Annotated in this window: 9 protein-coding genes and 1 tRNA gene; 3 read left to right on the top strand and 7 right to left on the bottom strand. The window is 63.0% G+C overall.

What is annotated here, in order from left to right; translation table 11 throughout:
- Positions 1-4: 4 nt before the first annotated feature.
- Both AC0L24_RS02865 and AC0L24_RS02870 read right to left on the bottom strand, forming a co-directional pair.
- The gene (locus AC0L24_RS02865; RefSeq protein ID WP_473563398.1) at positions 5-295 is read right to left on the bottom strand and encodes a hypothetical protein; all 291 of its coding nucleotides are present in this window, start codon (positions 293-295) and stop codon (positions 5-7) included.
- Positions 296-998: 703 nt separating this feature from the next.
- A tRNA-Pro gene (locus tag AC0L24_RS02870) sits at positions 999-1075 on the bottom strand.
- 200 nt (positions 1076-1275) lie between these two features.
- On the opposite strand from AC0L24_RS02870, the gene AC0L24_RS02875 reads away from it, so the two are divergent.
- Positions 1276-2796 carry a phosphomannomutase/phosphoglucomutase gene (locus AC0L24_RS02875; protein WP_127396722.1) on the top strand — a complete coding sequence of 507 codons (1521 nt, stop codon included), beginning with the start codon at positions 1276-1278 and terminating at the stop codon, positions 2794-2796.
- An 11-nt stretch (positions 2797-2807) separates the two neighbouring features.
- The gene (locus AC0L24_RS02880) at positions 2808-5048 is read left to right on the top strand and encodes a mannose-1-phosphate guanylyltransferase/mannose-6-phosphate isomerase (RefSeq protein ID WP_127810952.1); all 2241 of its coding nucleotides are present in this window, start codon (positions 2808-2810) and stop codon (positions 5046-5048) included.
- 8 nt (positions 5049-5056) lie between these two features.
- Here AC0L24_RS02880 and betB read toward each other — a convergent pair whose 3' ends face one another.
- The 5 genes from betB to betI are packed head-to-tail and all read right to left on the bottom strand — an operon-like array spanning position 5057 to position 11340.
- Complete coding sequence (gene betB / locus AC0L24_RS02885; RefSeq protein WP_473563400.1) at positions 5057-6520, bottom strand: betaine-aldehyde dehydrogenase; 1464 nt, start codon at positions 6518-6520, stop codon at positions 5057-5059.
- A gap of 57 nt (positions 6521-6577) precedes the next feature.
- Entirely contained in the window at positions 6578-8230 is a 1653-nt protein-coding gene (gene betA, locus AC0L24_RS02890; protein ID WP_473563401.1) for a choline dehydrogenase, read from the bottom strand.
- A complete protein-coding gene (locus tag AC0L24_RS02895; protein WP_127327175.1) occupies positions 8223-9224 on the bottom strand; it encodes a threonine/serine dehydratase in 1002 nt (333 codons plus the stop codon). The genes betA and AC0L24_RS02895 overlap by 8 nt, the downstream gene beginning before the upstream one ends.
- Positions 9224-10753, bottom strand: coding sequence for a choline-sulfatase (betC, locus tag AC0L24_RS02900; RefSeq protein WP_473563402.1), 1530 nt, complete (start codon positions 10751-10753; stop codon positions 9224-9226). Before betC ends, AC0L24_RS02895 begins: the two co-directional genes overlap by 1 nt.
- On the bottom strand, positions 10750-11340 hold the full coding sequence (gene betI, locus AC0L24_RS02905) for a choline-binding transcriptional repressor BetI (protein WP_127810947.1): 591 nt from the start codon (positions 11338-11340) through the stop codon (positions 10750-10752). The genes betC and betI overlap by 4 nt, the downstream gene beginning before the upstream one ends.
- A gap of 192 nt (positions 11341-11532) precedes the next feature.
- Here betI and AC0L24_RS02910 point away from each other — a divergent pair, with 192 nt between their 5' ends.
- Positions 11533-12699 (top strand): acetyl-CoA acetyltransferase, encoded by a 1167-nt coding sequence (locus AC0L24_RS02910; protein WP_127810946.1) that lies wholly within the window; start codon positions 11533-11535, stop codon positions 12697-12699.
- Positions 12700-12723: the final 24 nt, after the last annotated feature.

Below are 12723 nucleotides of genomic sequence, written 5' to 3' on the forward strand. Positions count from 1 at the left end.
TCGCTTAACGCTTCTGGCTGTTCAGCGTCGTGTCGGTGAGGAATGACGCGGCAATCAGGTCGTCAACCTCGATTCGGCCCTCGTCGCCCTCCATGATGGCCGCGACCTTCTGGAAGGTCTTCATCTCGTCTTCGGTAATCTGGGCTTCCTGCATCCTGGCCTTGATCTCTGTCATGCGCATGCCCAGGGCATGGGATTTCTTGGTCTCACGGTTCGACATGCTGCTGCTCTTTAGTTTTTCATTGATCATTTTTCGCCCACCACCCGAATTTGGGGCAAGGGCAAGCGTTTCCAACCTGGACTTCGGTCGGGCAGGGGCTGGACTTAAGTCTGGTTGCGGGCGTGATTGGGATGCGTGCCAAAGGCCTCTCGTGGCCCCACTCCCATCAAGACCCGACTCCCATCAAGAATCGGGGCCGGATCCCAGCGTCGGTACCCGTCGTTCGATCACCACGGGATGGTTCCGATGGGTGAGGACGGAACCTGTCACGACAGCGCTGTCGTGGTGATGATGCCGGCGCCTATGATCATAGGACGCACGACGGAACATTAGGCGTGCCTGATGGTTTATTCTCGCAGCCGGGATCACGATTTGGTGTCTGCTGCAGATCAGTCGGCAAAGGCTGGTCGGCCCGCGTTCTCCGCCAGAGGCGCGGGCTTCCCCAGGCAACAGGAGAGAGATCATGAACAACATCATTTGGCTCGTTGGAGCTGTAGTCATCGTGATAGCGATCTTGAGCTTTTTTGGCCTCCGCTGAGCGGAGACGCGCGTATCCGTCAGGATCTTTCCAGAAGCTGTCCGCGAGCGCACGCATGAAAACATCAGGCGGCCGGTTGGACCGTCTGGTTACTGTCCAGTGCAACAGGCATCGCTGTCGGCCGAGTCACAGAGGCACGGCGAATAGAAATTCGCCATCCGACTGACGGGGACGCGAGTAGTCTCGCTTGAGGGGCAGGTGGAGCGCCGAAGTCGGGATGCGCTAACTCTTTGTTTTTTCTGGTCGGAGTGGCAGGATTTGAACCTGCGACCCCCTCGTCCCGAACGAGGTGCGCTACCAGGCTGCGCTACACTCCGTGACCAGACCGCGGGCTTATAGCCGCCACACTTGGTTCCTGCAAGCGGCACGGCGGCACTTCTGTCGCATTTCGTCGGCTTTCGTCGAGCATTGCCCGAAAGGCCCGGATTCCCTTCCGGAATAAACGTGGCCTAAAGCCTTGTGTGCTAAGCCGCAGCCCTCGACAATTCGTAATTTCTGCCATTCGGAGTTTCCAGTCTTGTCCTTCAGCATCGTTGGCGACGCGCGGCCCAACAGTTTCGAATTCGAAACCGAAGCGCTGATCAAGCCATCCGGCTTTCGCGAATATGATGCGCGCTGGTGGTTCGGCCATCCCGGCTCCGCGCAACGACCGGAACTCAATCTGATCGGCGTCCAGGCGCTCGGCATGGGGCTTGGTACGCTGATCCGCCGTCTCGGCGCCGGTCCCGATATCGTCACCGGGCATGATTTCCGCTCCTATTCGCTGTCGATCAAACTGGCCCTGGTGTCCGGTTTGATGGCCGCAGGCGCACGGGTGAGGGACATCGGACTGGCGTTGTCGCCGATGGCGTATTTCGCCCAGTTCGCTTTGGATACGCCCTCGGTCGCCATGGTCACCGCTTCGCACAACGAAAATGGCTGGACTGGCGTCAAGATGGGTGCTGCGCGGCCGCTGACCTTCGGCCCGGAAGAGATGAGCGCGCTGAAGGCGATCGTGCTGGCTGGTGATTTCGATCTCGTCGGCGGCGGCTCCTACGATTTCATCCGCGATTTTCGCGCGACCTATCTCGACGATCTGACCCGCGACAAGCGCATCGCCCGAAAGCTGAAAGTGGTCGCAGCCTGCGGCAATGGCACTGCCGGCGCCTTCGCGCCGCAAGCGTTGCAGCGCATCGGCTGCGAGGTCATCGCGCTCGACGTCGAACTCGACCATACATTTCCGCGCTACAATCCCAATCCCGAGGATATGCGGATGCTGCATGCCATCCGGGACAAGGTGCTGGCATCAGGCGCCGACATCGGCCTTGGCTTCGACGGCGATGGCGACCGCTGCGGTGTCGTCGACAATGAAGGCAATGAAATTTTTGCCGACAAGGTCGGTGTGATGCTGGCAAGGGATATTTCCAGCCAGCATCCCAACTCGACCTTCGTCGTCGACGTCAAATCGACCGGCCTGTTCCATACCGACGCAATGCTGCGCGCCAATGGCGCCGTCACTGACTATTGGAAAACCGGCCATTCCTACATCAAACGCCGCGTCGCCGAACTCGGTGCTGTCGCCGGTTTCGAAAAGTCAGGTCATTTCTTTTTCAATCCGCCGATCGGGCGCGGATATGACGACGGGCTGGTCACCGCCATCGCCATCTGCCTAATGCTGGATCGCAGCCCGGGCAGTTCGATGGCCGATCTTTATCGCGCGCTGCCGCTGACCTTCGGCACGCCGACCATGTCGCCTCACTGCGCGGACGAGGTGAAGTATGGCGTGGTCGAACGGGTGGTTGCCGATTTTCAGACCATGAAACGGGATGGAATGGTTTTCGCCGGCCAGAAGATCGCAGACCTCATCACCGTCAACGGCGTGCGCGTCGTCGCCGACGACGGCACCTGGGGGCTGGTGCGCGCCTCATCGAACAAACCGGAACTGGTCGTGGTGGTCGAAAGCCCGGTGTCGTCGCAGCGTCGACGGGAGATGTTCGAGGCTGTCGACGCCGTGCTGCGCCGCAGCCCCGAGGTGGGCGCCTACAACCAGACCTTTTGAATGGTAGTTGAATGACCGAGCGGATTGTCAGTTTTGTCATGAGCGGCGGCGTCGGCTCGAGGTTGTGGCCGCTGTCGCGCGAGGACAACCCCAAGCAGTTCCACGATCTGTCCGGCGATGGCTCGATGCTGGCCAAGACCTTGCGTCGGCTGACGGCCCGGCCGGAAGGCGAAACGCCGATCTTCCTGATCGCCGCGGAGCGCCATGCTGATCGCGTTCACGCCGATCTTGCTGGTCTCGACCTCGCCGGCGGCGGTCCGCTGTTCGAGCCGACCGGGCGCAACACAGCCGCCGCCGTCGCACTGGCGACGCTGCGCACGCTGTCCGAATTCGGTGACAGCCTGGTGCTGGTGGTGCCGTCGGATCATGAGATATCGACCCCGCGCCAATTCTGGCAGAGCGTCGAAGCCGGCACCGAGGCAGCGCGCAGTGGACGGCTGGTGGTGTTCGGCATCAAGCCGACACAGCCCGAGACCGGCTACGGCTATATCGAGGTCGCGGCCGAAAGCGGCGGCACCTTCGATGTGTCGCGCTTCGTCGAAAAGCCGGATATTGAGACTGCGCAAAGCTATCTCAAGGCCGGAAATTTCTACTGGAACACCGGTATCTTCCTGTTTCGCGCCGTCGCCATGCGTGATGCCTTCATAGCGTTCCAGCCGGATATCTGGCTGGCCACCGAAGCAGCTTACAGGGCAGCGACATCGGATCTGTCCGGCCTTTACATGCCGCTAGAACTCTACGCCGCCATTCCGTCGAACTCGATCGACTACGCCATCATGGAGCGGGCAAAAGACATCGCCATGGTGCCGGCCGGCTTCCGCTGGAACGATCTCGGCTCCTGGCAGTCGCTGCTCGATGTCGGCCCCGCCGACGACCGGGGCAATGTCATCATCGGCGATGTCGTCGCTATCGATTGCGAGAATTCCTACATTCGCAGTGATGGCCGCCTGCTGTCGGCGATCGGCATGAAGGACATCGCCATCGTTTCGACATCGGATGCCACCTTCGTCGCCCCGGTCAGCCACAGCCAGCACGTCAAGAAGATCGTCGAGCAGCTCGAAAAATCGGGTCGCCTGGAAACCAGGTTCACGCCGGCGCATGACCGCGTCATCGAAAGCGGCGCCTGGCGCCGGCGCGTGCATCACTGGCTGTTTCAGGAGACCTTGCCGCTGTGGTCGACATCGGGGGTCGACGAACGCCATGGCGGCTTTCACGAAGCGCTCGGCCTGGACGCCTCGCCGCTGATGAAGCCCAAGCGCATGCGCACCATGGCAAGGCAGGTCTATGCTTTCGCCGTCGCCCGAGCGCGCGGCTGGGACGGTCCGGCCGACCGGCTGATCAGCCACGGCATCGCCTTCATGGCCGGCAAGGGCCGCACCGACAAGGGCGGCTGGGTTCGGACGCTGAATGTCGACGGTTCGGTCGCCGACGCCACCGAGGATGCCTACGATCATTCCTGCGTGCTCCTGGCGCTCGCGCATGCGCATATGTCTGGCAATCCAGACGCCTTGCGCCTCGGCGAGGAAACCTTCGCCTTTCTCGATGCGCATCTCGAAGACAGCCGCATGACCGGCTTCCTCGAGACATCGGACGGCAAAGGCGAGCGCCGCTCCAACCCGCATATGCATCTGCTCGAGGCCTTCCTCGCTTGGCATCAGGCGACTGGCGAGCGCGCCCATCTGCGCCGCGCAGCGCGCATCATCGACCTCTTCCGAAGTCATTTCTTCGATCCGGAAAGCTGGACGCTTGGCGAGTATTTCGATGCCGAATGGAAGCCATCCGCAGGAGAGAAAGGGTCATGGACCGAGCCTGGCCACCATTTCGAGTGGGCCTCGCTGCTGGTCGATTTCGCTGGACGCAGCGGCCAGGCCGAATTGAGCGGCTTTGCCAGAAAACTTTACGCGTCGGCCACTGCCAATGGCCTCAACCGCGCCACCGGCCTTGCCTATGGCGCCGTCTCGCGGCAGGGCCTGCCGCTCGACCTGATATCACGCAGCTGGCCGCAGGCCGAAGCGGTGAAGGCGGCTATCGCGCTGGATGGTTCGGGCGGGCCGGACCTGAAGCCCGAGATCGAAGCGCGCGTCGGCCGGCTGTTTCGCTGGCACATCGACCCGGCGCCGCTCGGCCTGTGGATCGACCGCATCGACGAGCGCGGCCGCTCACTGGCATCGGACGTGCCGGCCAGCATCTTCTATCATCTGGTCTGTGCGCTGACCCAGTATCTGGACAGCACGGCCGACCCGAAGGCGTAGAGGGTTGATCAGTACGGGCTCGCCACGTCGCCCGTCTCGACATAGATCGACTTCAGCTGCGAATAGAGTGCCAGCGCCGCCAATGAATTCTCACGTCCGATGCCCGACTGCTTGAAGCCGCCGAACGGGATTTCCACCGGCGTCAGATTGTAGGCGTTGATCCAGCAGGTGCCGGCCTGCAGCTCGGTAATGACGCGGTGGGCGCGCGGCAGGTCGCGCGTGAAGACGCCGGCGGCAAGGCCGAATTCGGTGTCGTTGGCGCGGTCGATCACCTCGTCCTCACCGTCGAATTTCAGCACGCTCATGACAGGCCCGAAAATCTCCTCGCGGGCGATGCGCATTGTGTCGGTGACGCCGGTGAACACCGTTGGCTCGACAAAGAACCCCCCCTGGAAACCCTGCAGCGAAGGCACGTTGCCGCCACAGGCAAGCGTTGCTCCGTCCTGCTTGCCGATCTCGATATAGCCCACTACCTTGTCGTGCTGCGCCTTGGAAACCAGCGGCCCCATCTGGGTTTCGGGGTCGAGCGGGTCGCCGATGCGGATTTTCTTGGTCCGCTCGATCAGACGCTCGACGAAGCGGTCGTGAATGCCGCTCTGCACGAAGACGCGCGTGCCGTTGGAACAGATCTGCCCGGTCGAATAGAAATTGCCGAGCATGGCGCCGCCAATGGCGTTCTCGATGTCGGCATCGTCGAACACGATCAGCGGCGACTTGCCGCCAAGCTCCATCGTCGCGTGCTTCATCTTCGAGCCGGCGAGCGACAGCACCTTGCGGCCGGTCGGCACCGAGCCGGTCACCGAGACCTTGGCGACGACATCGTGGCCGACAAGCCCGGCGCCGACATCGCCATAGCCCTGCACGACATTGAACAGGCCGTCAGGCAGCCCCGCTTCGCTGTAGATCTCGGCCAGCGCGAGTGCTGAAAGCGGTGTGTTTTCCGAAGGTTTGAACACCATGGCGTTGCCCATGGCGAGCGCCGGTGCCGATTTCCAGCCGGCGATCTGGATCGGGTAGTTCCAGGCGCCGATGCCGACACAGACGCCGAGCGCTTCGCGCCTTGTGTAGGCGAAGGGTCCGCCGAGATCGACCGACTCGCCATTGTAGGCGGCAACCGCACCGCCGAAATATTCAAGGCAGTCCGCCGCCGAAGGGGCGTCCGCCACCAGCGTTTCCTGGATCGCCTTGCCGGTATCCAATGTCTCGATGCGGGCGAGGTCGGCGTTGCGGGCGCGCAATATGTCGGCGGCGCGGCGCAGGATGCGCCCGCGCTCGACCGGCTTCAGCCGCGCCCAGGCGGGCTGCGCCGCCCGCGCTGCCTCGACGGCGAGTTCCAGCACGTTCGGCGTCGCCGAGCGGAGCATGGCGATGATCTCACCGGTTGCCGGATAGATGACCGGCAGCGGCGCGCCGCCTTCGTCCTCGATGTAGCGTCCGTTGACATAGTGCGATGCCGTGGGCTGAGCGCGCATGGAAGTCTCCAGATTGTCTTTCGCGGCATGCGGATCGTGCAGTCACACGATCATGCTCTATCTGTCCGACGCCTGCCAGCGCGGATTGATCCATGGTTCCTGGTTGGACGGCGCCAGCGGCGTGCGGCCAAGGATGTGGTCGGAAGCCTTCTCGCCGGTCATGATCGAGGGCGCGTTGAGATTGCCGTTGGTGACGCGCGGGAAGATCGACGAATCGGCGACCCGCAAGCCTTCGATGCCGATGACCCGGCACTCCGGATCGACGACACTCATCATGTCGTCGGCGCGGCCCATCTTGCAGGTGCCGCAAGGATGGTAGGCGCTCTCGGCATGATCGCGGATGAAGATGTCGAGCTCGTCGTCCGACTGCATGTGGCTGCCCGGAGAGATTTCCTTGCCCCGATAGGGGTCGAACGCCGACTGCCCGAAGATCTCGCGCGTCAGCCTGATGCAGTGGCGGAACTCCTCCCAATCGTCTGGATGCGACATGTAGTTGAAGCGGATCACGGGCTTGGATTTCGGGTCCGGCGAACGCAGCGTCACCGAACCGCGCGACTTCGAGCGCATCGGTCCGACATGCGCCTGGAAGCCGTGCGATTTCGCAGCCGCCTTGCCGTCATAGCGGACTGCCGCCGGGATGAAATGGTACTGGATATCGGGGTAGTCGACGCCGGCGCGCGAGCGCACGAAGGCTGCCGCTTCGAAGTGGTTGGTGGCGCCAAGCCCGGTCTTGAGGAACAACCACTGCGCTCCGATTAGTGCTTTCGAGAACGGGTTCAGCACCGAATTGAGCGTGATCGGCAGCAATGATTCCTGCTGGATGTAGAGCTCCATATGATCCTGCAGATTGCGGCCGACACCGGGCCGGTCGGCCACCACCGGAATGCCGTTTTCGCGCAAATGCTCGGCCGGGCCGATGCCGGACAGCATCAGTATCTTGGGCGAATTGATCGACGATGCGGCGACGATCACCTCACGTCGCGCCTTAACGACCTGAATCTGTTTGTGAGCTTCGATCTCGACGCCGATAGCGCGTTGATTCTCGATAATCACGCGCCGCGCAAAGCCCTTGACCAGACTCACATTTTTGCGCTTCAGCGCCGGCTTCAGATAGGCCGATGCCGCCGACCAGCGGCGACCGCCGCTGATGGTCTGCTCCATCGGCCCAAAACCTTCCTGCTTGGAACCATTGTAGTCTTCGGTCAGTTCGAACCCGGCCTGGCGACCAGCCTCGACAAAGGCGCCATAGAGCGGATTTTTACGCGAGCCGCGCTGCACATGCAGCGGCCCGCCGTGGCCGCGCCAGCCATCCTCGCCGCCGTCCGAATCTTCCATACGCTTGAAATAGGGGAGCACGTCGGCGAAGCCCCAGCCGGCCGCACCCTCTTCGGCCCAATGGTCGAAATCGCGGGCGTGGCCGCGCACATAGACCATACCGTTGATCGAGGACGAGCCGCCGATCACCTTGCCGCGCGGTGTCGCCAGCACACGGCCGCCGAGATGCGGTTCCGGCTCGCTGGCAAAGCCCCAGTCATAGAGGCTCATGTTGAGCGGGATCGACAGCGCCGACGGCATCTGGATCAGCGGCCCGATATCGCTGCCGCCGAATTCGATGACGATGACCGAATGCTTGCCGTCTTCAGACAGGCGATAGGCCATGGCCGAGCCGGCCGAGCCGGAGCCGATGATGACGAAATCTGCTTCAAGCATGGTTCATATGCGCCATGAAATCGGCGAGCGAGACATTGCCGCCGGTAGCCACAACAAGGGCGGTCTTGCCCCTCACATCCACCTTGCCGCCGAGCAGTGCGGCGAGCGAGGCGGCCCCCGAGGGCTCGAGCACCAGCTTCATGCGCTCGAAGGCGATCCGCATGGCGCTGCGCACCGATTGGTCGTCGACGGTGATGCCGCGAACACCGGCGGTCTTGACTGCCGCGAAAGGCGCGTCGCCCGGCCGTCGCGACATCAGCCCGTCGCAGATCGACTTCGGCCCGATCGGCATCGTCTCGATGCTGCCATGTGCCAGCGACGAGCCCATGCCGTTGAAACCTTCAGGTTCGACGCCGATGATCTCAGTGGCGGGCGACAGATAGTGGAAGGCGAGCGAAACGCCGCCGATCAGCCCACCGCCACCGACCGAGCAGAACAAAAGATCGGCGCTGGCGCCTTTGGCTTCGAGTTGGTCAAGCGCTTCGAGGCCGGCGCCCGCCTGGCCGGCAACGATCTCCGGATCGTCAAACGGATGCAGCAGGGCCAAGCCTTCGGTCTCGGCGATCTCGCGTGCCTTGGCGGCGGCGACTTCCTCACGCGCGCGTTCGCCATGGTCGGTCAGCACGACGCGGGCGCCATAGCCGGCCGTAGCATCACGCTTGGCGGCCGGTGCGTCGATCGGCATGACGATGGTGACGGGAATGCCGAGCGCCTGGCCGGCAGCCGCCAGCCCTTGCGCGAAATTGCCGGAGGAGTAGGCGACGACGCCTTTCCTGGCCTCTTCAGTGGAAAGCTGCTTCAGGCGCCAATAGGCGCCGCGCACCTTGAACGATCCGGCCCATTGCAGCGATTCCGGCTTGATGAAGACGCGGGCCGCACCCGTCTCGCGGGCCAGTGCCGCCGATTCCAGCAGCGGTGTGATCTGCGTCGCCCTGGAGGTGACGGCATAGGCCTGCTTGAGGTGGTCGAGGGAGGGGACGAGAAGGTCTGACATCATTCGCCTCGCGGATACCTTTTGCTCTCTTCGAGATTGTCGAGGTTCATGTGATTGCGCATGTAGCGCTCGGACGCTTTTTGCAGCGGCTGGAAATCCCAGGGGTAATAGGCGCCGTTGCGCAGCGCCGGATAGACGACCCAGCGGCGCGCCTGGCTTTCGCGGACAGCGGCGTCGAATCCGGCCATGTCCCAGCGCGACTGGACCTTGTCCATGAATGCCGCCACCAGGCCCGCATTGGCCGCGTCGTCGACCAGATTGTCCCGTTCGAGCGGATCGGCTTCGAGATCGAACAGTTGCGGCGGATCGAGTTCGCAATGGACGAATTTGTATCTGCCGTTGCGGATCGCCACCAAGGGCGCGTTGGACCCTTCGGCCGCATATTCCATCAGCACCGGCGCGGTGCGCTCAAACCCCTTGGTGAGCGGCAGCAGCGACTGGCCGTCGGTCCACGGCGCGATTGCAGCGATGTCGATGCCGGCGAGGTCGCAAAGCGTCGGCGCCACGTCAAGATTGGAAACCGGCGTCTCGATCAGCCCGGCGTGAACGCCCTTGCCGGCAATCATCAGCGGCACCCGCGCCGAGCCCTCGAAGAAGCTCATCTTGAACCATAGGCCGCGCTCGCCGAGCATGTCGCCGTGGTCCGAGCAGAACAGGATGATTGTGTCGTCGGCCATGCGGGTGCGCTCGAGAACATCCAGGATCTCGCCCAGCTTGTCGTCGACATAGGAGATGTTGGCGAAATAGCCCTGCCGCGAACGACGCACCTGTTCCGGCGTGATCTCGAAGGAAGGATAGTCGCTGGCGTGGTACAGCCGCCGGGAATGCGCATCCTGCTCGTCATGCGCGATGAACCCGGTTTCCGGGTTCAACGCCTGGCAATGCTCATAGAGATCCCAATACTGCTTGCGCGCGACATAGGGATCGTGCGGGTGCGACAGCGAGACGGTGAGGCACCATGGCCGATGGCTCGCATCGTCCTGTTCGCGCGAAAGCTGATAGAGCTTCTGTGTGGCTAGGAACACGACCTCGTCGTCATACTCCATCTGGTTGGTGATCTCGGCAACGCCGGCGCCGGTCACCGAGCCCAGATTGTGATACCACCAGTCGATACGCTCGCCGGGCTTGCGGTAGTCCGGCGTCCAGCCGAAATCGGCAGGGTAGATGTCGGTCGTCAGCCGTTCCTCGAAACCGTGCAACTGGTCCGGCCCGACGAAATGCATCTTGCCCGACAGGCAGGTGTAGTAGCCGGCGGCGCGCAGATGATGGGCGAAGGTCGGGATCGATGAGGCGAATTCGGCGGCGTTGTCATAGACGCCGGTGCGCGACGGCAATTGCCCGCTCATGAACGAGGCACGGCCCGGTGCGCAGAGCGGCGACGCCGTATAGTTGTTGGCAAAGCGCGCCGAACGCGCAGCCAACGCTTTCAGGTGCGGTACGTGCAGAAACTCCGCCGGACCGTCGGGAAACAAGGTGCCGTTGAGCTGGTCGACCATGACGATCAGGAAGTTGGGTCGCTTCATTGTCACTGTTTGCACCGCTCACCGAGTTTGGTTCCGAGATAGTCCTCGACCAGCGCGATCGCGGTCGCGGCGTCGGGCACGCCGTCCTTCAGCGCCCGCCTGATGTAGAGCCCATCGATCATCGCCGCTGTCGCTTCGGCTGCGCGGTCGGCTTCGGCTCTGGGCAAGATGCCGGTCAGCCCGCTCATCAGGTTCGAATGCAGTCGCCGCGCATAGACCCTGAGCAGTCGGCGCAAGGCCGACGATTTCTGCGCTTCGACATAGAAGGCGAGCCAGGCGGCGATGGTTTCCGGCTGGAACTGGATGTCGGAGAAATTGACAGCCACCACGGCCGAAACGCGTTCGCGCGGGGTGGCAGCCGATTGAAGGGCGCGTCGCATGTCGATGGTCAGTTCGGCCAGGATGTGCCGCATCGTCGCCAGCAACAGTTCGTCCTTTGCGCCGAAATAGTGATGGGCAAGAGCCGACGAAACCCCGGCGCGTCCGGCGATCTCGGACATGGTGACGTCGAGCGAGCCGCGCTCGCCGATCGCCGAGATCGTCGCGTCGATCAGCGCCTTGCGGCGCAGCGGTTCCATTCCGACTTTCGGCATCTCGCGATGATCCTTTGAGAAAACAGGATTATTTTTTATTGACGCGTCAATCAACAAAAAAATCGACCGCGATCTTGGCTGTACCAAGCGATTGTCCTTCACGAAGTGGGCAGGATTGTTTATATTTGAACAATAAAGGCGAAATGCGCCCTGAGCCCACATGTTAGGCTGGCGCCAAGGATGGAGACCGCCATGACCGCATGCATCGTTGGCTGGGCGCATTCGCGCTTCGGCAAGCTCGAGGGCGAAACGCTCGAAAATCTGATCGTCAAGGTGGCAACCGACGCGCTCGACCATGCCGGCGTCGGTCCCGACGAGGTCGACGAGATCGTGCTCGGCCATTTCAACGCCGGCTTTTCGGCGCAGGATTTTACCGCCAGCCTGGTGCTTCAGGCCGACGACCGGCTGCGCTTCAAGCCGGCGACGCGCGTCGAGAACGCTTGCGCCACCGGATCGGCCGCGGTCCGTCAGGGCATCCGCGCCATCGACGCCAATGCCGCCCGCATCGTGCTGGTGGTCGGCGCCGAGCAGATGACGACGACGCCGGGGCCGGAGATCGGCAAGAACCTGCTCAAGGCGTCCTATCTGCCCGAGGACGGCGAGACACCGGCGGGTTTCGCCGGCGTCTTCGGCAAGATCGCGCAGGCCTATTTTCAGCGCCACGGCGACCAGTCGGATGCGCTGGCCATGATTGCCGCCAAGAACCACAAGAACGGCGTCGACAACCCCTATGCACAGATGCGCAAGGATTTCGGCTACGAGTTCTGCCGCCAGGAGAGCGAGAAGAACCCGTTCGTTGCCGGCCCACTGAAGCGCACCGACTGCTCGCTGGTCTCCGACGGCGCCGCCGCCCTTATCCTTGCCGACACCGCCACGGCGCTGAAGATGCGCCGTGCCGTTGCCTTCCGCGCCAACGAGCATGTGCAGGATTTCCTGCCGATGTCGAAGCGCGACATCCTGACCTTCGAAGGCTGCGAACAGGCCTGGAACCGGGCGTTGAAATCAGCCGGCGTGACGCTCGACGATCTGTCCTTCGTCGAGACGCATGACTGCTTCACCATTGCCGAACTGATCGAATATGAGGCGATGGGTCTTGCCAAGCCGGGAGAGGGGGCCAAGCTTGCGCTGGACGGCACAACGGCCAGGGATGGCCGCCTGCCGGTCAATCCCTCCGGTGGGCTGAAGGCCAAGGGCCATCCGATCGGCGCCACGGGCGTGTCGATGCATGTCTTGACCGCCATGCAGCTTGTCGGCGAGGCCGGCGGCATCCAGGTGCCGGGCGCCAAGCTTGGCGGCATCTTCAATATGGGCGGTGCCGCGGTCGCCAACTACGTTTCCATTCTCGACCGGATCAGGTAAACCGCCCGCATTTACGGGAGGGTT

It is taken from the genome of Mesorhizobium sp. WSM4809 (assembly GCF_055811655.1).